Origin of the sequence: Bifidobacterium bombi DSM 19703, from assembly GCF_000737845.1 — a bacterium.
In the GTDB taxonomy this organism is placed as follows: Bacteria; Actinomycetota; Actinomycetes; order Actinomycetales; family Bifidobacteriaceae; genus Bifidobacterium; species Bifidobacterium bombi.
The window spans coordinates 273,903-296,424 of sequence record NZ_ATLK01000001.1; the positions used below are offsets into that span (position 1 = coordinate 273,903).

Consider the following 22,522-nt stretch of genomic DNA (forward strand, 5'->3'; position numbering starts at 1 on the left):
TAACGCTAATATAAATTATGATTTCCTTGCACGCTCGTCCAACTTTGCAACTAAACTGGTAGCTGTTAGTACAAACAAGCTCGAAGGAGTAATTGTGTCTGCAATTGCAAGCGTATACGCAAGTGAAATTCTGGATTCCCGTGGCAACCCGACCGTCAAGGTAGTGCTGGACACCGACGATGGTGCTCATGGCGTGGGTCTTGTGCCCTCAGGTGCTTCCACTGGAGAGGCGGAGGCTTGGGAGCGTCGTGACGGCGACAAGTCCCGTTACCAAGGCAAGGGCGTCCTCAACGCGGTCAAGGCCGTGAACGACGTCATCGCCCCCAAGGTCATTGGCATGGAGGTCACCGATCAGCGCGCCCTTGATGAGACCATGATCGCGCTTGATGGCACTCCCAACAAGGGCAAGCTCGGCGCGAACGCCATTCTCGGCGTCTCCCTCGCCGCGTTGTACGCCGCGGCCGACTGGGCCGACATGCCCCTGTATCGTTACATCGGCGGCACCAACGGCCACATCCTGCCTGTGCCGAACATGAATATCATGAACGGCGGCGCGCACGCCGACTTCGCGACTGATATCCAGGAGTACATGATCTCCCCCTATGGCTTTGACGCCTACAGCGATGCGCTGCGTGCAGGCGTGGAAGTCTACCACACTCTCAAGGGCATCCTGAAGAAGGACGGCCACGACACCGGTCTTGGTGATGAAGGTGGTTTCGCTCCGAAGATGAAGACCAACGAGGATTCGTTGAAGTACATCATGCAGGCCATTGAGGCCGCGGGCTATGAGCCGGGCAAGCAGATCGGCCTGTGCCTGGATGTGGCGTCCTCTGAGTTCTACAACAAGGACACCAACACCTATCACTTCGATGGTGCCGACCGTGATGCCGATTACATGCTCGACTACTACAAGGAGCTTGTTTCCAAGTATCCGCTCGTCTCCATCGAGGATCCCTTCGCCGAAGAGGATTGGGGTGCTTGGCAGAAGATCACCGCCGCCATGGGCGACAAGCTGCAGTTCGTCGGTGACGACCTGCTCGTGACCAACCCGAAGCGTCTGCAGAAGGGCATCGACCTGCACGCTGCTAACAGTCTGCTGGTCAAGCTCAACCAGATCGGCACCGTCACCGAGACCCTCGACGCCATCGAGCTGGCCACGGCAAACGGTTTCACTTCCATGGTTTCCCACCGTTCCGGTGAGACTCCGGACACCACCATCTCGGATCTTGCCGTGGCCAAGAACACACGACAGATCAAGACCGGCGCGCCGGCCCGTGGCGAACGCATCGCCAAGTACAACCGTCTTCTGGAGATCGAGGAAGAGCTTGGCAGCACCGCCAAGTACGCCGGTTATAGCGCCTTCAAGGCGTGCAAGCAGTACATCAGGTAGTTCCCCGATTCGGGCGTATCCGATGCCCGGGTGTGCCGTTCGGCATCCCGCCGCAGAGTGTGCGTCGAGCGTGGTGCTAACGCCTGCTTGAGAAATACCCGTCATGTTCGCTCAAGTCGAATGTGACGGGTATTTTCGTGTATATGGCAGCAATGGGAAAACGTCGTGCATCCGGCGGCCGCGGTCGCGCAATCCGTGGTTCCGGTGAACGTAAGTCGAAACGGTCGGCGGATCACGGCGGCGTAAGTCGTGATGTCATGATGGCAGGTGTGGCCCCCAACAGGAATACCGATTCGTCAGGCGTCAAGGCACAGGCAAGTTCAGCCCAAACCCCCACCGTAACCTCAGTAAAACGCAGGAATTCCGGGGTGCTGGTGTTCATTGCGTCCCTCGTCATCATCTTCATTGGATTCATACAATTGCTTTCCGCCTTTCACGCGTACGCCGTCAACCTTGCTCAACTCAACGAGTTGAAACGCCAGGAATCTGCTCTCGTGGTCCAGAAACAAGATCTTGAGAACGATATTGCCAGATGGAATGACAAGGCATATGTCACAGCCCAGGCGCGTGACCGTCTTGGTTTCGTCTTTCCCGGTGAACAGTCGATTCGTGTTGAGCATCCGGAGGCGGTGACCGGGCAGAAAGCCGATCCTCGCAAACAGGCGATGTCGCAGAAGGCGGGGGAGAAGAAGCTGCCTTGGTACGGTGAGCTGTCATATTCCCTGAAAAAGGCCGATACCCCAGTACAGAAAGTCGAAAGACCCCAACGATAGGAATCCTTCCATTGTCTCAATCCACATCAGCTCAGCAACCATCGAAGGAACAATCCAAGTGGCTCGATGGTGGTCGCCAAGAATCCGGAAACCTGCACGCAGCGGAATCCGGGGGGCCACGGATCGTTCCGAATTCCTCCGGTCATGTCGCAACCTCGCTGGAATCGTCTCGAATTCAAGCCGATCCGTGCGGGCATGGGTCGTGTACTGCCCCGGCCTTAGCAGCGGTGGATTCCATAACAGACGATGATGCCTTATTCGTACGATCCTTGACCGAGCGCTTCATGTCGAACCCCGCCGGCGATGACGATATCCGCCTGGTCCAAAGGCAGCTCGGGCGCTACCCAAGGGGGATGGTGTCGGTCGGAGCGAGGTGTGCGGTATGCGGCGCTCCATTCGTCGTGGTCACCCGCCCCATGCTCACTGACGGCACGCCTTTCCCCACAACGTGCTACCTCACCAGTCCTGAGGCGGTCAAAGCGGTCTCGCATGTGGAGGCCGCGGGCCGGATGGCGCAGTTCAATGAACTGCTTGCCCAGGACGAACGGGTGAAATCCGGCTATGTACGGGCTCACCGTATGTATCTTGCGTTCCGAAGCGAACTTGCTGGTCGTCTGGGTGACGATGAACGCCATATTGCCGGTATCAGTGCCGGCGGTATGCCGACGCGGGTGAAGTGCCTTCACGCTTTGGTGGCTCAGTCGCTTGTCATGGGTAACGGAATCAATCCTATCGGGGACATGACATTGGAACTCATCAGCGACGAGTTCCAACCGGGTGTGTGTCGTTGTTCGATTCATGAAGCGCAATCACGCTGATTTCATGGGTATCACCGAGTTGATGCTGGGTCTTCCTGGAAGCCGGATGCGTGTTCTCGGTTCATCGCTTCTTTTAGTGGGTTTCGCAGCCAATTCGGTTGCGGTTCGAATCCGGTCGCAGGAGCGGGCGGGTTGTACGATGATGGATGGGGTTTGACCTTGCAGGGAAGACAGGGTCATCGGTGGTACGTGGCAGCAGTTGGAAGGACGGAAGTTGGAGATGAACATGGATGATCGGTCATATCATGGCATCAGGGCATCGCGTGATCGTGGTTCTTCGGAACGTTCCGAGGTGATGGGTGGCGTGGCCGCTTGCGGCGATTTCGTCACGGTGGCCGGCATCGACTGTGGCACGAACTCCATAAGGCTTAAGGTATCGCGCGTATTCGCTGATGGACATGGCGAAGACGTGGTTCCTCGGATGCTGCGCGTCATAAGGCTTGGCCAAGGCGTGGATGAGAATCACCGATTCTCCGATGAGGCGTTGATGAGGGCTTATGAAGCCGCTGAGGAGTTCTCCCGTGTTCTGAAGGAACATCCTGTCGATGGAATTCGTTTCGTGGCGACCTCGGCCACGAGGGACGCCGCGAACAAGGATGAATTCGAATCAAGGATTGAAGACATCCTTGGTGTGCGTCCTGAAGTCATCCCAGGCGTCGAGGAGGCCTCTTTGAGTTTTCTGGGTGCTACGAGCGTGGTTCCCCGTACCGGTCTGGAGGCACCGTATTTGGTCGTGGACCTTGGTGGTGGTTCGACGGAGCTCGTTCTCGGTGGGGATGGTGATTCAGCTCCTGCCACCGATGTCGTTTCGGCGTATTCCATGAACATCGGATCGGTGAGGATGACGGAGCGTCACCTGCTTTCCGACCCGCCGACCGATGCGCAGATTGATGCAGCAGTCAAGGATATCGACTCTCATGTGGACGAGGCGTTCGAGCATGTTCCTGTGGGGCGCGCACACACAATCATCGGGGTCTCGGGGACCGTCACGACCATGACCGCGTTGGTGCTGGGGCTTACCAAGTACGATCATCGCGCCGTGGACGGCGTGAGGGTGTCATACCATGACGTTTTTGCCGTCGATGATGCGTTCCTTAGGATGACGCGAGCCGAACGCAGCTCCTATGGCACCATTCATCCAGGACGCGTCGATGTCGTAGGCGGCGGGGCTTTGGTATGGAATCGTCTTCTTGCGAAAGTGGCCGAAGCCGCGTGGCGTGATCATGGCCAGCATATCGACTCGTTTGTTTCCAGCGACCACGGTCTTTTGGACGGTATCATCCTTGATTTCGGAAGACGTTTGCTCGAGAACCGTTGAACGTCTTATGGCATGTCAGGTACGGCGTTCGTGGCATAATGAAGAAGCTTGCACAGCAAGTGTGCCCCCGTGGCGGAATGGTAGACGCAGCTGACTTAAAATCAGCCGCCTTTGGCGTGTCGGTTCGATCCCGACCGGGGGTACCGGCGATGCATCTTCCGTTGGTTTCTCAGGACTATGTTTGTCTTGTCCCTTCCTTCGGCGTGTTGTTTTGCGCCTTCACGCCGTGACCGTCAGTTATGCGATTGTCCAGGCAAGACCTTGGGGCTCTTGTGCTTGGGTTCCGCCGGTGCCTGTGCCCGTTCACTTGGTCCGGGATCGACCCCGCCATGGGAGACGATGCCTCACTGGTGCAGGTCGGAGCCCATGCGTTTCCATCGGGAATGTTCAGGTTTCTTGCGCCACAGCGGCGGCTGTTTGTCATGACGGCTACACTGAAGGTTATGTTCAGTATTCTCGACATGTTCAAGGTCGGTGTGGGGCCGAGCTCCTCGCATACGATGGGGCCGATGGTCGCGGCGGCGGCATTTGCAGACGACCTGCGACGCAACGATGTTCTGCAATCCGTGCGACGCGTGCAGGTGACGCTGTACGGCTCTCTTTCGCTCACCGGTCTCGGGCACGGCACCGATAGGGCGGTGATGGCGGGGTTGGAAGGGCAGGTCCCACAAAGTGTCGATACTCGGCGTCTACTGCATATCAGGGAGGAATGCAGCGGGGGGCATTCCCTTATGCTTGACGGCACGCATCGCATCGATTTCGACTATGAACGCGACGTGGTGTTCGAACGTTGGCAACGATTGGCATTGCATACGAACGGCATGAGGTTCGTCGCCTTCGGGGCGGGCGTGCCCGCAACCAATCTTCCGGGCCAAGATGTCGAGAATCCGTCTTTTCGTTCCTCCGGACTGCACGTCGCTGCGGATTGTGCACTCGGGCATGCCGGTCAAGCTGCGTCCGAAGCTCTGCCTGAAATTCTCTGTGAACAGGTCTGGTATTCCATCGGTGGAGGGTTTGTCAGGCGCGGTCGTGCCGATGATCCCTTGATAGGTATCCACGACGATGTACCTGACGGCACCACGTTCGCGCAGCAGGAGGTTCTGCGTGGACATGAAGCGGGTGAGGAAGGCGGTGATATCTCCTCCGACTCCGATTTTCCTCCGGAAGCGCCGTTCCCGTTCCGGTCGGGAAACGAACTGCTTCGCTTGTGCAGCGAACGGGGGATGTCCATAGCCGAGATCGCCTGGGAGAACGAGATAGCCACCCAATCGCCGCGGCAGGTGCGCACAAGGCTGCTCGATGCTTGGAAGAACATGCAGGAATGCGTTGAAGCCGGCTGCACCTCGACCCAGGAGCGGCTTCCCGGAGTCCTTAATGTGCCCAGGCGAGCGCCGCAAATCTACCGCAAGTTGGCTTCAGGGTCGGACGTGTTTCATTCGGATTCAACGTCGCCCGTCGGTGTGCTGTACAATTCCCAATCGGCATGGATTGACCTGTTCGCTATGGCTGTGAATGAGGAGAACGCCGGTGGGGGGCGGGTGGTGACCGCTCCTACGAACGGATCCGCCGGTGTCATTCCGGCGGTTTTGGAATATTATTGGCATTTCGTCGATTCAGCCGATGAAGACGGCGTGGTGTGTTTCCTGCTCACGGCAGGGGCCATCGGCTATCTGTTCAAACGCAACGCATCGATATCGGGTGCGGAGGTGGGTTGTCAAGGGGAAGTGGGAACGGCCTGTTCGATGGCGGCCGCCGGGCTGTGCGCTGTCATGGGCGGCACACCAAGGCAGGTGGAGAACGCCGCAGAGATCGGAATAGAGCATCATCTGGGGCTTACTTGCGATCCTGTCGCCGGTCTGGTACAGGTGCCGTGCATCGAGCGCAATGCCATCGCGGCGAATACCGCACTCAATGCGGTGCGGATGGCGCTTCTCGGTGACGGGGGGCATGTCGTCAGTCTTGACCAGGCGATCAAAACGATGAAGGACACAGGTGAGGACATGATGAGCAAATACAAGGAGACATCAAAGGGCGGTCTGGCGGTCAACGTCGTGGAATGCTGATGCGCTCGCAAAATGCTGATTCAAAAGCGTCCGCATCGACGAACATGGCCTGCAGTGACCTTCATGCCATTCCCGGTGCAATGTCAATTCCCGGTTTGTGCTAGGCTTGTGACATTGTCTGTTGTGCATCATAGAGACGTGAATTTAAGGAGACGAGTGTATATGAGCATGCCTGAAGTGAATGCGGAGTTCGGCGCAAAGCCTGAGATTAGGTTCACTGACGGGGAAGCGCCCAAAGGACTCAAGTCCGTGGAGATTATCGAGGGCGATGGTCCGATGGTCCGCAACGGCGATACCGTCACGGTAAACTATCACGGCGTGGTTTGGGGTAAGGAACAGCCGTTCGATTCCAGCTTTGACCGCCATCAGCCGGCGAGTTTTGCAATCGGCGTTGGGCAGGTCATCCAGGGTTGGGATCGTACTGTTCCTGGACATAACGTCGGTTCGCGTTTGCTGGTTTCCATACCGCCGGAATATGGGTATGGCCGAAGCGGAATGCCGCAGGCCGGCATCGGCGGCGATGACACCCTGGTTTTCGTCATCGATATCGTATCCACCCGCTGAGCCGCATTCAATCCCATTGATTTCATATACTCCATCAATTCCAGAGCAGGTAAGGAGGACACATGGCTGAAGAGGAGAAGGCCGTACTGCTGACCCAGGCGGCTTACGATAAACTGAAGGAAGAACTCGCTTGGCGTGAGGGTGATTACCGCGATGAAATCACCGAACGTATCGCGACTGCACGTGCGGAAGGCGACCTATCCGAAAACGGAGGCTATCAGGCTGCCCGTGAGGAGCAGGGCAAGAACGAGGGGCGCATCAATGAGCTTACGGTCAAACTTCGCAACGCCAAGATTCTGAAGGCACCGCCCAAGGGGAAGGTGGGCAACGGTTCTTTGGTCACTTTGGAACTTGCTGGCAAGGAGGTGCAGTATGTCCTTGGGGCCCGTGACATCGCCGTGGCGACCGATTATGAGGTCATCAGTCCCGAATCGCCTATAGGGGCGGCGATTATGGGTGCGAAAGCCGGCTCGACGGTCACCTACAAGACGCCGACCGGACGTGAGATTTCGGTGACGATCAAGGAAGCCAAACCTTTGAAGTAATGGTGCCACCATCGACATGCGTGCGGAAGGGGCGGTTCCGGTTCTCCGGTGCCATCCCTTCCACACTTTAGGTTCAATTCGGACGAATATCGGGAATTCTCACCTCAAGGCGACGATGACCATGTAGATGGCTACCATGTGGCAGGCGTACCCGGCCACCGTGCCGAGGTGGAAGATTTCATGAAAACCGAAGATGTGTGGCCATGGGTCGGGCTTGCGTAACGCGTAGACGATGGCCCCGGCAATATAGCAGGCTCCTCCGGCCGCCAGAAGAATCACCACCGCCGGGCCTGCGGATGGTGAAACCCAGAACAGCCACAGGAATGAGACACCCGAAACTCCGAATATGACGTACACGGCGGTGTATAACCAACGCGGTGCGTTGATCCAGATAACATGGATGAGCATTGCGGCTACCGTGCAGACCCACATACCTACGATGATGAGGTTTCTCCAGTGATGCGACAGTGCAAAGGAAATAGGGGTGTAGGTGCCTGCGATAAGCAGGAAAATGTTCACATGGTCGATTCGCCGCAAAACATCGGTCGTCCTCTTGGACCAATCTCCAAGATGATATGCTGCGGAATTTGCGAAAAGAACAAGTGAGCACGCCATGAACACGGCGCAGGCCCATTTGAGGCCGGCCCCACGAGCCAGACATATGAGCACGATGCAGGCGGCCAGGGAAAGTGGAGCCGCCGCGGCATGTATCCAACCGCGGAGCAGCGGTTTTTGACGACCATGCACGTCAAGCCGCACCTTGCGCGGCTTTTGGTTGGTTTGACGAAGGGTGGCGTCCTCTACGCGGGCTGCCTTGTATTCTCCTTTGGCCGTTACGCGGGCGGCTTTCTCTGCGGCTCTGTTTCGAATGGCATCCGCTCGGTTGTGGGCGTCGGCGCGGATGCTGGCCGCACGGAGGGCTGCGGTTCGCTGCCGTGCATCGGGCTTGGGCTGCCCTGAGCCTTCGTTGCTGGAATCGATCATGATTCCTCCCGTCTTCACGCTTAGATAACTTACGCTATCGTAGCTTTGTTCTGTGACATGCCACCGGACATCTTGAATCGTCTGGCTCTCGCGGCAAAGATGGGACGTGCCCCATGGAGGAGATGCTTTCGTGTGTATGTACGCCGTCAGAACGAGGGGCAGAGGAAATACCGTCGTGAGAGCTGAACCAGAGTTTCGATGAAGCTTCCCAAATACAAAAAGGGTCCACCACATGGCGTGGGGACCCTGGAAGGCTTGAAAGGTTCAAGCATCACATGGCGTTGATGGCCAATGCGAGGCTTGACTTGCGGTTCGCGGCCTGATTCTTGTGAATCACTCCGGTGCCGGCTGCCTTGTCGAGCTTCTGACCGGCGATGGCGAAGGCAGCCTGAGCGGCTTCCTTGTCTCCGGCCTCGATGGCTTCGCGTGTCCTGCGGATTGCGGTCTTCAGACCGGACTTCACGGACACGTTGCGCTTGTGCGCCTTCTCATTGGTGATGACGCGCTTCTTCTGCGACTTAATGTTTGCCACATCTACTCCAAACGACGAATGACTTTAAGGACATACAAAGCATTATGATACCATGTCCCCGAGCCAAGTAATGCATCGGCGCAAAAGACATTGTTTCTGCGAGGGGAGGCTCGTGGTGGGCGGATTGCAGAGGGACGATTGCGTGTTCTGCAGTATCGTAGCAGGCGCTTTGCCGTGTTACAAGGTCTATGAGAACGAAGATGTTATGGCTTTCTTGACATCTCGCCGGACGCGGACGGCCATACGTTGGTGATTCCTAAACGGCATGCGCAGAGCGTGCCCGATGCCGATGGGCAGTTGTGCCGAGCGAAGATGGATGCGGTGAGGAAGCTCAGCCGGCACTATGTGCGCGTGTGTGGCTACGATGGCGTCAACTTCATGAACGCCAGCGGTCGGGCCGCCGACCAGTCCGTGTTCCACTTCCATATTCACCTCATTCCGCGTACCAGCGGTGACGGCATCGATCCGTGGCCGAAGATGCAGGCGCATAGCCATAGCCTGGAGGAGATGCCAGAGATTCTGGCCATCCGATAGCCGCGTTCGGTTTGTCTGACACGGCCCGTTCTGATTGCCGGATTCATTTTCGTTCCTTGCCATTGAAACGACGGACTCTACGAGCTCTGTCTCACAAGTGAAACCGCAGGTGTTTGGGGAGTCGACCCCACGTACCTGTTTCGGACTGAGAGTCGTGCTCGACCGCGCTGTCTGCCCACCTCGTCGGCTAGACTGAAGACATTGATTTCAGGCCGCGCTTACGGGTGCGGCGGGACGAGGAGCGAAGGCATTTTGGAGTCGAAGAACAAACCGGGGTACACCGACCAGTCGTTGATCCGCAATTTCTGCATCATCGCGCACATCGACCATGGCAAGTCCACGGTTGCCGATCGCATTCTGCAACTCTCGGGCATAGTGCCCGAGCGTGAGATGCGCGATCGGTTCCTCGACCGTATGGATATCGAGCAGGAACGTGGCATCACAATCAAATCTCAGGCAGTGCGTGTTCCATGGATTTTCGACGGAACTGAATATACGCTCGGCATGATCGACACCCCGGGGCATGTGGACTTCACCTACGAGGTGTCCAGGGCACTGGCGGCATGCGAGGGTGCTGTGCTTCTGGTGGACGCCACGCAGGGCATTGAGGCGCAGACGCTTTCCAACCTGTACATGGCCATTGACCACGACCTGACCATTATCCCGGTGCTCAATAAGATCGACCTGCCCAGCGCCGAGCCCGACAAGCACGCCGATGAGATCGCGAACCTCATCGGCTGCAAGCCGGGCGAGGTTTTGAGGGTTTCCGGCAAGACGGGCGAAGGAATCAAAGACCTGCTCGACCAGATCGTACTTGAGGTGCCGGCTCCGCACGGTGATCCGAAGGCGCCCGCACGCGCCTTGATCTTCGATTCTGTGTACGACTCATATCGCGGCATCGTCACCTATATCCGCATGGAAGACGGCGAACTCAAGGCCCGCGAGAAGGTGCACATGATGGGCATCGGCATGACGCACGAGCCTATCGAGATCGGTGTGATCAGCCCAGACATGACCCCGACCAAGGCTCTTGGGGCGGGGGAGGTGGGCTACATCATCACCGGTGCCAAGGACGTGTCCCAATCGAAGGTGGGCGACACCGTCACCTCAGCGATTCGTCCGGCCGACCAACCGCTTCCCGGCTACAAGGATCCGCAACCGATGGTCTATTCCGGACTGTTTCCCGTGGACAACGCACAGTTCCCCGACCTGCGTGACGCGCTTGACAAGCTCAAGCTCAACGACGCGGCGCTGGTCTACGAGCCGGAGACATCGGTGGCGCTGGGCTTCGGTTTCCGCTGCGGCTTCCTGGGATTGCTGCATATGGAGATCGTCTCCGAACGTCTTAGCCGTGAATTCGGCCTCGACCTCATCTCCACGGCTCCGAACGTGACCTACCGCGTCACCTCGGAGGACGGCACGGAGCACCAGGTGACCAACCCGAGCGAGTTTCCCGATGGCAAGATCAAGAAGATCGTGGAGCCTATGGTCTCCGCCGAAATCATCACCCCCAAGGAGTTCATAGGAGCCGTCATGGACCTTTGTCAGGAGCATCGGGGGGAGATGGGCGCCATGGAGTACCTCAGCGCCGAGCGTGTGCAGATGCATTACCGCATCCCGCTGGCCGAAATCGTATTCAACTTCTTTGATGAGCTCAAGAGCCGCACCCGGGGCTATGCCTCACTCAATTACGAGGAGGACGGCGAGCAGGCTGCGGACTTAGTGAAGGTGGACATACTTATTCAGGGGGAGAAGATCGACGCCTTCAGCGCCGTGGTACATCGTGACAAGTCCTACAGTTATGGGGTCATGATGACGAAGAAGCTGAGCAAACTCATTCCTCGCCAGCAGTTCGAGATTCCCATCCAAGCGGCCATCGGTTCGCGCATCATTGCACGTGAGACAATACGCGCCCTGCGCAAGGATGTGCTCGCCAAGTGCTATGGCGGTGACATCACCCGTAAACGCAAGCTTCTTGAGAAGCAGAAGGCCGGTAAGAAGCGCATGAAGATGCTTGGTCATGTCGAGGTGCCCCAGGAGGCGTTCATCGCCGCGCTTTCGACCAACGAGGGCGGCGCGGATCGAGATACGAAGGACAAGATCCGCGCCGCTCAGAAGGCCGAGCAGTGAATCCCGAAGAGGGATTCTGAGCGGGAGCCGGCCCATGAGAATCGCCAAGGTCACGTATGAGGTTCTTGCCTGCTAAGGATCGGTGCCCGGTTGCGGGGTTTGGAACTTACCTCACAGGGTCGTTGTTGTGTTGGCGTCTGGTCTTTCTCCGTTGTTCGGCACTGCCGACGGTATGGGTAGGGCAAGAGTCATGGTTGTGGTCACGTTCCGTCAGCGGGAATGAGTGAACGGCCTTACAGAAATTAGGAGAGATGATGTTCGAGGTTTACGTCCATGTGCCGTTCTGTTTGCGTCGGTGTGGGTATTGCGATTTCAATACATACACGGCAGTCGACATGGGCGGCGGCGCTTCGCGTGGCAACTACGCGAATCTGGCCATCCGCGAGATGTCGATCACCAGGCGCTGGCAGGAGGAACATGAAATCCACGAACCTCGGGCCTCCTCCGTGTTCTTCGGGGGCGGTACCCCGACACTCTTGCCGGCCGCCGATCTTACGCGCATGCTCGATGAGGTCCGACAGGTGTGGGGCGTCGAACCGGGTGCGGAAATCACCACCGAGGCCAATCCCGACACGATTGACGAGGCGTACCTTGCGCGGCTCAAGGCGGCGGGGTTCACGAGGGTGTCGATGGGCATGCAGTCCGCTGTGCCGCATGTCCTCAAGACCCTTGACCGTACGCACACGCCACGGAACGTAATGGAGAACGTTCAGGCGGCAAAGAGCGTCGGATTGGACGTGAGTGTCGATTTGATATATGGGGCGCCTGGTGAAAGCATGGAGGATTGGCGCACTTCCGTCGAGTCCGCGCTCGAGTTGGGAGTGGACCATGTCTCCGCTTACGCCTTGACGGTGGAGCCGAACACCAAGATGGGAAGGCAGATTGCGCGTGGCGCCATATCCAAGCCCGACGACGATGACGAAGCCGCAAAATATGAGCTGGCGGACGATCTGTTCTCACAGGCGGGGTTGCAGTGGTATGAAATTTCCAACTGGGCTCGTCCCGGGCATGAAAGCCGGCATAACCTGGGATATTGGCGCAATGTGGATTGGGCCGGCATAGGTCCGGGTGCCCATTCGCATTATAGGACCTCGCGTGTAGGTGCTTGGGATATCCCCGTGGCCCCAAAGAGCGAGGAAGGATTCCGGCGTACCGTTCGGGTTCAGGACGAAGACGTCGACCAAGTCGGTATGGGTGCATGCGCTCAGCGGGAGGTGCGCGGCTCGGCTGGTCATGAGGTTGATCCGAATGCCGCAGCTGCACGCGATGACGGGAATTCCGTCAGGTGCGGTGCCTTCGCCGTCGGCGGCGACGAATCTCGCGGACCTAAGGTCGATGGCGGTCAGTTCGGGATTCGTTCCTGGGATATAGCACACCCGCATCGATGGGCGGATGAGGTCAATGCGCGAAGGATACCTTGGCAGGGCAGCGAATCAATCAGCCACGCCGAGCACTTGGAGGAAACGGTGATGCTCGGTCTACGGCTGCGTGAGGGATTGGCCATTTCGCGCATCGATGAGGTGGCGGGACGCAAATTTGGGGAGGCTGATTTCCATGATCTCGTGGACGAGGGGTTGTGTCGCATACACGATGACCACATCGTGGTCACCCGCCGAGGAAGGTTGTTGAACGATACCGTGATTTCTGAAATCCTTGGTATGTGCGTATGATCGTTTTTTTCGTCTTATTTGGAAATTGTGGACCTGAAGAACTGCAAAACCGCGGATTTCAGTATTTGGACATGTGGCATATTTTGGACAATCACTGCTTGTCTAAAAGATGAGGCGTTAATCTTGAGCACTATGACCGAGGGCGTCGGGCAGGCGGAACGATGAAAGCACGTGGCGCGGCGCGTCAGAGATTGTCTGCGATGCAAAGAAGGAAGTTGAAGGTGACCTATGGGCTGTGACGGACTGGACCTGAGCATTCATCGGGCGAATGGTTTATATGACCCTTCTGCGGAACACGATGCCTGCGGCGTGGGCATGGTGGCCACGCTTAGTGGCACGGATGAGCGCAAGGTGGTGGATGATTCACTTGAGGTGCTGGTGAATCTCAACCATAGGGGCGCCGTGGGGGCGGAGGAGAACACCGGCGATGGAGCCGGAATCATGTTGTCCATGCCCGATGAATTCATAAGGTCCCAGGTGGGGCCAAGCTTGCCGCCGGCCGGTCGGTATGCCGCGGGCATCGTTTTTTTGGATCGCGATATCGCCGAATCCGGTGAACAGAGAAGCGCCATAGCGCACATCGTTGAAGATGAAGGCATGGTGGCTGTGGCTTGGCGTTCGGTGCCGGTCAATCCTGATGGTCTGGGTCTGCAGGCGTTGGCCTCCATGCCTGCATTCCAGATGCTGGTCATCGCCGGCAACGACGGAGTGCTCCGAGGACTGGATTTGGAACGTAGGGCGTACCGTGTACGCAAACGTGTGGAACACGAGGTGGGGGTGTACTTCGCTTCGCTTTCCTCTCGTACGCTGACATATAAAGGCATGCTCACCACATTGCAGCTGGCCGGATTCTTCCCGGACCTTTCTGATGCCCGCATGAAGGCCCGCATCGCCATCGTGCATTCACGTTTCTCCACGAACACCTTCCCAAGCTGGCCGTTGGCACAGCCTTTCCGTCTGATCGCCCATAACGGCGAGATCAATACCATTCAGGCAAACCGCAACTGGCTCAAGGCTCGTGAGGGCAAGCTCAGTTCGAATCTGCTGGGTGACATGGCACCGCTTCTGCCCATCGCAACCCCGGGCCATTCCGATTCCGGAACGTTCGACGAATGCCTGGAGCTCCTTCATTTATCGGGGCGAAGCCTGCCTCATGCGATTCTCATGATGATGCCGCCGGCATGGGAGAACGACATCTCGCTTGATCCGGACGTGAGGGCTTTCTACGAATACAACAATTCCCTCATCGAGCCTTGGGACGGACCGGCCCTGATCGTCTTCACCGACGGAACCCAGGTCGGCGCCCAGCTGGACCGCAACGGTTTCCGTCCCGGTCGATGGCAGGTCAGTGACGACGGATATGTGGTGCTTTCCAGTGAAGCCGGCGTGCTTCCCGATGTCGATCAAGGCCATATCGTCGCCAAAGGGCGTTTGGAACCCGGCAAAATGTTCCTTGTGGACACGGCCCAGGGGCGGATCGTTCCCGACGATGAAGTAAAGCATGATTTGGCGTCCTTGCACCCGTATCGCGAGTGGATCGCCAATGACAGCGTCAAGCTTGACGAGCTTCCCGTTCGGGAACATGTGCGTCATTCAGGCGTGTCCGTGGCACGGCGTCAACGTGCATTCGGATATACCGAGGAAGAGCTGAAGATGCTTCTCGCGCCCATGGCGAACACCGGCAAGGAGCCGATAGGCGCGATGGGCAACGACACGCCTCAGGCGGTACTGTCTTCAAACAACCGACAGCTCTTCGACTATTTCACTCAGAAGTTCGCCCAAGTCACGAATCCACCGTTGGATTGGGAGCGTGAATCCATCGTCACTTCGCTGAATTCCGCAATAGGGCCGGAAACGGATATCCTGGAGGACATCGAGCCCGGAGCCCGTAAAATCATCATCGAGCAGCCGGTCGTGGATTCCGACGAGATGGCTCAGCTCAAGCGTCTCGACAAGGCCCCGGTCCTCGGAGGACACTACCGGCCCTTCGTGGTGCGCGGGCTGTACCAAGTGGCCGGAGGTGGTGCGGCCTTGGAGGGAAGACTCAGGGAGATATTCGATCAAGTGGATCGGGCCATAGCGAAAGGATACAATTTCATCATTCTTTCCGACCGTGACTCGAACCATACCTGGGCGCCGATACCCTCGCTGCTCCTCACCAGTGCGGTCCAACATCATCTTCTTGACACCCATACCCGTCCGGAGATATCCATGGCCGTGGAGGCGGGAGACGTGCGTGAGATCCATCACGTGGCGCTCCTCATCGCCTATGGCGCTGCCTGCGTAAACCCCTACCTTGCCTTTGAATCCGTCGAGGACCTCGCCCGTAGCGGCATGCTCACGGTGGATGCCGTCACTGCGGTGGACAACCTCAAAGCTGTGCTTTCCACCGGCGTGCTCAAGATCATGAGCAAGATGGGCGTATCGACGATTATGAGCTACCGTGGCTCCCAGCTTTTCGAGGCCGTGGGCCTGAACAAGGACGTCATCGATACGTATTTCACCGGCACGACTTCGCGGGTGGGAGGCATAGGTCTCAACGAAATCGCAGAGGAAGTGGCCATGCGTCATCGTGTGGCATATCCGAATCAATGGATGGCCTCGACGGCCTACAACAAATTACGCACCGGAGGTCAGTACAAGTGGCGGCGAACAGGAGAAGACCATCTTAACGACCCGGAAGCCGTTTTCCTGCTGCAGCAGTCAACCCAAAGGGGTGATTACGGGCTGTTCAAGCGCTACAGCGCACACGTCGACGACACATCCAACCGCATCATGACCCTACGTGGGCTCATGAGGTTCCATCCAACCAGGAAGCCCATAGCGCTGGATGAGGTTGAAAGCGCCAGCGAAATTGTCAAGCGTTTCTCCACAGGAGCCATGAGCTATGGGTCCATATCCAAGGAGGCGCATGAGACATTGGCGATCGCCATGAATACGATAGGTGCGCGTTCCAATTGCGGTGAGGGCGGAGAGGACGACGAGCGCCTCGCCGATCCGATGCGCAGCAGCAGGATCAAACAGATAGCCTCGGCCCGGTTCGGGGTGACCAGCAATTATCTGGTGCATGCGACCGATCTGCAGATCAAGCTCGCACAAGGAGCCAAGCCTGGCGAAGGCGGTCATCTGCCGGGTGCCAAGGTTCCGCCATGGATAGCCGAAGTTCGGCATTCCACACCCGGTGTAGAGCTCATCTCGCCGCCACCGCATCATGACATCTATTCGATAGAGGATCTCAAGCAGCTCATCAACGACGCGAAAATGGCCAATCCCGAGGCTCGCATCCATGTCAAGCTGGTTTCTGAATTCGGTGTGGGTACGGTCGCCGCGGGTGTGGCCAAATGCCATGCGGATGTGGTCCTGATCTCAGGTTCGGACGGTGGAACGGGCGCCGCGCCCCTAAACGCCATCAGACATGCCGGCACGCCGTGGGAGATAGGCCTTTCCGAGGCCCAGCAGACATTGATACTCAATGGGTTGCGTTCCAGGGTCGTGCTTCAGTGTGACGGCGAGTTGAAAACGGGCCGCGATGTGGTCATCGCCGCGCTGTTGGGCGCTGAGGAGTTCGGATTCGCGACCACTGCCCTAATGGCCGAAGGGTGCGTGATGATGCGGGCCTGTCATCTCAACACCTGTCCGCAGGGCATTGCCACACAGGATCCGGAGCTTCGCGCACGTTATACCGGTAAGCCACAATACGTCATCAACTTCTTCATGTACATCGCACAGGAAGTTCGCGAGATTTTGGCGCAGCTCGGTTTCCGCACCTTGCAGGAAGCCGTCGGGCACGTCGAGTGCCTGGACCAGGATGACGCAATCAGACGCTGGAAGTGCGACGGCATCGACCTGACCAACGTGTTGGCTCAATCAGGGCCGACGCCGGGCACCGTGCTTCACCACACCACGGCGCAGAACCACGAACTCGACGGCGTCCTCGATAGAAAGCTTATCGAACTGTGCGAGCCGGCTCTGCAACGGCGTGAACCGGTGCGCATCGATATGCCGGTGCGCAATGTGAACCGGACCGTAGGCACCATGGTGGGTTATGAAATCACCAAACGCTATGGGGCTCAAGGTCTCCCTGACGATACCGTGGATATGACGCTGACAGGTTCGGGAGGGCAGTCCATCGGAGCCTTCATACCCAAGGGGGAGACGTTGCGCGTGTATGGCGAAGTCAATGACTATGCGGGGAAGGGGCTTTCCGGTGGGCGCATCATCGTGCGCCCGGACCTCGACAGCTCATTCGACGCCCACACCAACGTCATAGCCGGCAATGTGACCGGTTTTGGTGCCACATCCGGTGAGATGTTCGTCGCCGGCCGTGCCGGTGAACGTTTCGCAGTACGCAACGGCGGCGCGACGTTCGTGGTCGAGGGCGTGGGTGACCACGGATGTGAATACATGACCGGCGGGACCGTGGTGGTTCTGGGGCCCACGGGGCGCAATTTCGGTGCGGGTTTCTCCGGCGGGAATGCATATGTGCTTGATCTCGACGAAAGCGACGTCAACCCCGATGCCTTGGCGGAAGGTTCACTCCTTCTTGAGCCGCTTACAGAGGAAGACGGTCTCATGCTGCGCTCCTTGGTCAGGAGACATGCCGAAGAGACCGGATCTGCGTTCGCCAAGGCTCTGGCGGATGATTGGGTTGATGCCTCCTTGCGGTTCACTCATATCGTGCCCCGGCAGTTCGTTGCCATGACGCGGGCGATGGCGCAGGCCAAAGCGGATGGCATCGATTTCACCGAGCCGGGTGCTTGGGAGACCACGTACGAACAGGTGATGATGGAAGGAGCGAATGCATGAGCGACCCCAAGGGATTCTTGAAGGTACGTGTCCGTCATGAACCGGCGGACCGTCCCGTCGCTGAACGGATACGGGATTGGGACAGTGTCCATGCCGAAGACGGACTACAGGAATGGACTTTTGAACAGGCCGCCCGTTGCATGGATTGCGGCACGCCTTTCTGCATGACCGGCTGTCCGTTGGGCAACCTCATTCCCGAGTTCAACGACTTGGTGAGTCGGGGCAAGTGGCAGGAGGCCTTCGAAAGGCTTTCGGCCACCAACAATTTCCCTGAATTCACAGGTCTGGTTTGTCCCGCTCCTTGTGAGCAGGCCTGCGTCTTGGGTATACACCAGCCGGCGACGATGATCAAAAACGATGAGGAGACCATCATTACCGAGGCGTGGAGGCGTGGGTACGTCAGGCCCATGCCTCCACAGAGGCTGACCGATATGACCGTGGCCATCGTGGGCTCGGGGCCAGCGGGGTTGGCCTGCGCCCAACAGCTCACCCGCGCCGGACATACTGTTGTGGTGTACGAGAGGGACGAGAAGGTCGGGGGGTTGCTTCGGTACGGCATTCCCAATTTCAAGTTGGACAAAACTCTCATCGACAGGCGAGTGGCGCAGATGGAGGCCGAAGGAACGGTGTTCCGCACGGGGATGGAGATTGGACGTGACATCGGTTGGGACGATTTGAGAAGCCGCTATGATGCCGTGGTGGTTGCCATCGGTTCAGGGGTTCCTCGCGACATAGCCGTGGAGGGGCGCAGGCTGCAGGGCATCAATTTCGCGATGGAATACCTGCCCGACACGACGCGACGACTTGATGGTGCCGCTACCAGGATGGGATTGGATGCTCGGGGCAAGAGAGTGGTCATCATCGGAGGCGGAGACACCGGATCCGACTGTCTTGGAACCGCTCTGCGGCAAGGGGCCGAAAGCGTCACGGTGCTTCAGATCAATCCCAAGGAGCCCCAATCGCGTCCTGATGGGCAGCCGTGGCCGACCTATGCACGCACTTATCAGAAGACGACCTCTATGCAGGAGGGAGGCGAGTATCTGTACAATGTGGACACGGTTGGTTTCATCGCAGACGCATCGGATCGCGTAAGCGGCGTGCGCGTGGTCGAGGTAAGGCGCATGCCCGATGGGGCCTATGCTCATGTCGAAGGCACCGAGCGGGTCATTGAGGCGGATATGGTAATCATTTCCACCGGTTTCCTTCATCCCGATACGGCAACCCTTGTCGATCAGATGCAGGTGGATCTTGATTCACGCGGCAATGTGGCGCGTAACTGCGTATTTGAGACCAGCCGCGAAGGCGTGTTCGCATGCGGCGATGCGGGAAGAGGACAGAGTCTTGTTGTCTGGGCCATAGCCGAAGGTCGCAGCTGCGCCAATGCGGTCGACACCTTTTTGGACAGATTGTCGAACGACGGAAACAAGCGCAGGGACGAATCGGTAGGTCTATACCGCAGCGAACTGCCTACACCAATTTCGCCTTCCCAACGCCCTATGTCCCTGCCAAGACCGTGATGCGCGCCTCCGCATGTCCTGTGTGCAGCGACTTCGGAAACGCCTAGGAAACGCTGGTCTCCTTCATGACGGTGTTGGCATGGTTCGTATTAAACTATGAAGGTATTGATTAGAGTTTCGTGTCGAAAGGAATCGTCATGCCGAATCGTGCTGAACGCAGGGCTCAGGCCAGACAGAGCCGTAAGGGTGGCTCGCCGGATCAGCAGGTCCGTGGGCGCGGCGCAGTCAATGAATACACGCTGCAGGAGCGTTCGCGTCGTCTGTCTGAATCCGGCGAAGCCGAGTGGAAACCCTCGGGCGGCAGCATCGTCGACCTCAGTGATGTATCCAGCGCCTCGAAGAAGCCTAAGTCGGTTAGCGCTCCCCATTCGATACGACAGTGGCTGCGCGTCGTCACGTGGACGCTCATTGTGCTTTCAGGCATCGCGTTCCTTATCGTGATGTGGTTGCCCAAGTCCCCGATGTGGCTCATCATGACGGTCTCGATCGTCTTCGTCATAGGTGTGCTCAGTCTGTTCTTTACAGCGGGCGATCCAAAGGACAATCCCAATCTGGACGCAAATGGCACAGCCGTCTGAGAGCCATTTCACCGCGGCATGAAGGTACTGGATGCTTCGTCAGGGGAGTGTTGCGCCTCGGCAGTTCGTCACGGACCTTGAAACCGGTCATGAGGAAGGTCGTCATATGCAAAGGAACGCATTGCGCTTAGACCGCGTTGAATTCCGTCGCGACGGCAGGGTCATCCTTTCCGACGTGAATCTGAATGTCGGTGTCGGTGAGAAATGGGTACTTTTCGGCCCCAACGGCATTGGGAAGTCCACATTGGTCAAGATGATGGCGTCCAGGGGCTTTCCCTCGGAAGGTACGGTCGATATTCTAGGCAATCGTCTGGGAAAAGTCGATGTATTTTCATACCGTAATCGCATCGGTCTGAGCTCCCTTGAGCTTTCACGCACCTTCCCAGCCGATGAGGATCCCCTGGACGCCGTCGTCACCGCCTTGAATGCCGTCGTCGGTCGTTGGAGGGACACATACGACGAAGAGGATTACGCGAAGGCTCGAAGGCTGATGGACCGGTTCGGCATCGGCTACTTGGAAGGCAAACGTATGCTGAAGCTTTCGCAGGGGGAGATGACCCGTGTGTTGATTTGCCGCGCGCTCATGGCAGACCCGGATCTGCTCATTCTTGATGAGCCGACCACCGGCCTTGACCTAGGAGGACGTGAGGTGACGTTGCGTGCTCTTGGAGAGATTGGCATGGATGCCACGTCCGACCGTGCCGTCGTGTTGGTCACCCACCGCTTGGATGAGATTCCACGAGGGTTCGATCATGTGGCCATCATGGGTAGGATGGGCGGTGGATCGGTCGAACACGGTGAGATTCGGCCCGTCGATGTTGATCCGAACATGGGAAGCGACCAGGTCGGACGAGCCGACCCTCAGCCGGGTACCATTATCTATGCCGGTGACCTTGCACATGGATTTACTTCCGAGCGGCTCAGTGCGTTGTTCGGCTTCAGGCTGAGGGTAATCCATCATGACGGGCGTTGGGACGCTCATGCCGAGTAGCGCCTCAGGCGGAGCATGGTGATGGAGCCGTCTTTCCGTGTTGGACTTCCGAAGGTTGGTTTCCGGCAATGCCGGTTTATGACCATGCCTTGAGACACCATTGAACCGTACGAACGGAAATCTGGACGAGGAAAACGGAGAAGCATGGTGAGGCATGGAGCGCTTGAGATCGGTGAAAAGGTGCAATTCACGGACCGAAAGGGCAATAAGATAACCTCACAATTGAAACGTGGAGGAACCACCCAGACATCGCACGGCATCATCCTGCATGACGAAGTGATCGGCATGACCGAAGGGGTTGTCGTCACCACTGTCCGTTCCAAGCGGGAGAACCTTTCCGAGCGTGATCGGTCCAAGCCTTGGAAGGCCACCAAGGCCATTGGCGGCTGGGATTTCGTGGTGATGCGTCCCCGTCTCGCGGATTATGTGCTCTCCATGCCTCGTGGGGCGCAGATCATGTATCCCAAGGACATCGCACAAGTGATCCAGCTCGGTGACATCCGCAGTGACATGCGCGTGCTGGAATCGGGCGCGGGTTCGGGTGCGATGAGCATAAACCTGCTCGACGCCGTGGGGGAACGTGGCTGCCTCACCACCATAGAGTTGCGTCCGGAATTCGCCAAGGTGGCACGGGCTAATGCCATCCTGTATTTCGGAGATCAGCCGCATTGGTGGGATCTACGTACCGGTGACTTCGATGCCGTCGCCGCGACGTTGCGCGAGCATTGGTTCGATCGCATCGTGCTTGATATGCTCGACCCCTGGAATCGACTCGAACAGGCTTGGCGTGTCATCGCACCGGGCGGTATCCTTACCGCCTATGTCACGACGACGACTCAGGTGTCACGCTTGTGCGAGGCGTTGCGCGCCGCAGGGTCTTGGAGCGAACCTGACGTGCAGGAGACTTTCGAGCGCAAATGGAAGGCGCAGGGGCTGGCGGTGAGACCGGATCATGAGATGATAGGCCATACCGGATTTCTTGTGGTTTCGCGTGCCATGGCCGAAGGTTTCGAAGCGTTGCGGCGGCGGGACCGCGCCACGAAGGACACCCGGACGGATGTTGATTCGATGAGCGAGGACGAACGTGCACAGCGTCTGGAGGACCTTGAACTGCGCGATATTTCGGATAGAAAGCTGAGGCACGTGCTGCGTGATCTTGGTGAGCAGGTCGGTGTCCTAGGCGTGGCAGAGGGTCGTGCAACGACGGAACGCTCTTCATGACCTTCCCTTATAACATGAATTTATAACGACACCTCAGCTGAGCCAATGCCTCATTGGCGCTCGTATTTGGTATTCTCAGAGCAGTGAT

General features: G+C 57.9%; 15 protein-coding genes, 1 tRNA gene and 2 pseudogenes. 16 read left to right on the top strand and 2 right to left on the bottom strand.

What is annotated here, in order from left to right:
• The first annotated feature begins 94 nt into the window (after positions 1-94).
• The 8 genes and pseudogenes from eno to BBOMB_RS01085 all read left to right on the top strand — a co-directional run bounded on the left by eno (position 95) and on the right by BBOMB_RS01085 (position 7,471).
• Positions 95-1,390 carry a phosphopyruvate hydratase gene (gene eno / locus BBOMB_RS01050; protein ID WP_044086414.1) on the top strand — a complete coding sequence of 432 codons (1,296 nt, stop codon included), beginning with the start codon at positions 95-97 and terminating at the stop codon, positions 1,388-1,390.
• A 368-nt stretch (positions 1,391-1,758) separates the two neighbouring features.
• Positions 1,759-2,136: pseudogene (locus BBOMB_RS08465) on the top strand (FtsB family cell division protein); the annotation flags it as partial.
• 263 nt (positions 2,137-2,399) lie between these two features.
• Positions 2,400-2,981 carry a DUF501 domain-containing protein gene (locus BBOMB_RS01060; protein ID WP_044086830.1) on the top strand — a complete coding sequence of 194 codons (582 nt, stop codon included), beginning with the start codon at positions 2,400-2,402 and terminating at the stop codon, positions 2,979-2,981.
• Positions 2,982-3,276: 295 nt separating this feature from the next.
• Positions 3,277-4,299 carry a Ppx/GppA phosphatase family protein gene (locus BBOMB_RS01065; protein WP_044086832.1) on the top strand — a complete coding sequence of 341 codons (1,023 nt, stop codon included), beginning with the start codon at positions 3,277-3,279 and terminating at the stop codon, positions 4,297-4,299.
• 63 nt (positions 4,300-4,362) lie between these two features.
• Positions 4,363-4,442, top strand: a tRNA-Leu gene (locus BBOMB_RS01070).
• Positions 4,443-4,742: 300 nt separating this feature from the next.
• The gene (locus BBOMB_RS01075) at positions 4,743-6,362 is read left to right on the top strand and encodes an L-serine ammonia-lyase (protein ID WP_044086833.1); all 1,620 of its coding nucleotides are present in this window, start codon (positions 4,743-4,745) and stop codon (positions 6,360-6,362) included.
• 162 nt (positions 6,363-6,524) lie between these two features.
• Positions 6,525-6,926 (top strand): FKBP-type peptidyl-prolyl cis-trans isomerase, encoded by a 402-nt coding sequence (locus tag BBOMB_RS01080; protein ID WP_044086416.1) that lies wholly within the window; start codon positions 6,525-6,527, stop codon positions 6,924-6,926.
• A gap of 62 nt (positions 6,927-6,988) precedes the next feature.
• Positions 6,989-7,471: a GreA/GreB family elongation factor gene (locus BBOMB_RS01085; RefSeq protein ID WP_044086418.1), complete on the top strand. Its 483-nt coding sequence runs from the start codon at positions 6,989-6,991 to the stop codon at positions 7,469-7,471.
• Between the two features lie 99 nt (positions 7,472-7,570).
• Here BBOMB_RS01085 and trhA read toward each other — a convergent pair whose 3' ends face one another.
• Positions 7,571-8,455 carry a PAQR family membrane homeostasis protein TrhA gene (trhA, locus tag BBOMB_RS01090; RefSeq protein ID WP_044086420.1) on the bottom strand — a complete coding sequence of 295 codons (885 nt, stop codon included), beginning with the start codon at positions 8,453-8,455 and terminating at the stop codon, positions 7,571-7,573.
• A gap of 271 nt (positions 8,456-8,726) precedes the next feature.
• Positions 8,727-8,987 (bottom strand): 30S ribosomal protein S20, encoded by a 261-nt coding sequence (rpsT, locus tag BBOMB_RS01095; RefSeq protein ID WP_044086421.1) that lies wholly within the window; start codon positions 8,985-8,987, stop codon positions 8,727-8,729.
• Positions 8,988-9,197: 210 nt separating this feature from the next.
• Between rpsT and BBOMB_RS07455 the strand changes: the two are divergent.
• From BBOMB_RS07455 to BBOMB_RS01135, 8 genes and pseudogenes are all read left to right on the top strand, one after another.
• Positions 9,198-9,521 (top strand): annotated as a pseudogene (locus tag BBOMB_RS07455) (HIT domain-containing protein); the annotation flags it as partial.
• Between the two features lie 249 nt (positions 9,522-9,770).
• The gene (lepA, locus tag BBOMB_RS01105) at positions 9,771-11,651 is read left to right on the top strand and encodes a translation elongation factor 4 (RefSeq protein WP_044086834.1); all 1,881 of its coding nucleotides are present in this window, start codon (positions 9,771-9,773) and stop codon (positions 11,649-11,651) included.
• Positions 11,652-11,905: 254 nt separating this feature from the next.
• Entirely contained in the window at positions 11,906-13,321 is a 1,416-nt protein-coding gene (gene hemW, locus BBOMB_RS01110; protein WP_044086836.1) for a radical SAM family heme chaperone HemW, read from the top strand.
• A 228-nt stretch (positions 13,322-13,549) separates the two neighbouring features.
• Entirely contained in the window at positions 13,550-18,127 is a 4,578-nt protein-coding gene (gltB, locus tag BBOMB_RS01115; protein ID WP_044086422.1) for a glutamate synthase large subunit, read from the top strand.
• Positions 18,124-19,644: a glutamate synthase subunit beta gene (locus BBOMB_RS01120; protein WP_044086423.1), complete on the top strand. Its 1,521-nt coding sequence runs from the start codon at positions 18,124-18,126 to the stop codon at positions 19,642-19,644. The genes gltB and BBOMB_RS01120 overlap by 4 nt, the downstream gene beginning before the upstream one ends.
• A gap of 137 nt (positions 19,645-19,781) precedes the next feature.
• Complete coding sequence (locus BBOMB_RS01125; RefSeq protein ID WP_044086426.1) at positions 19,782-20,222, top strand: membrane protein; 441 nt, start codon at positions 19,782-19,784, stop codon at positions 20,220-20,222.
• 106 nt (positions 20,223-20,328) lie between these two features.
• The gene (locus BBOMB_RS01130; protein WP_044086837.1) at positions 20,329-21,213 is read left to right on the top strand and encodes an ABC transporter ATP-binding protein; all 885 of its coding nucleotides are present in this window, start codon (positions 20,329-20,331) and stop codon (positions 21,211-21,213) included.
• Between the two features lie 144 nt (positions 21,214-21,357).
• Positions 21,358-22,434 carry a tRNA (adenine-N1)-methyltransferase gene (locus BBOMB_RS01135; protein ID WP_044086428.1) on the top strand — a complete coding sequence of 359 codons (1,077 nt, stop codon included), beginning with the start codon at positions 21,358-21,360 and terminating at the stop codon, positions 22,432-22,434.
• The last annotated feature ends 88 nt before the right edge of the window (positions 22,435-22,522 follow it).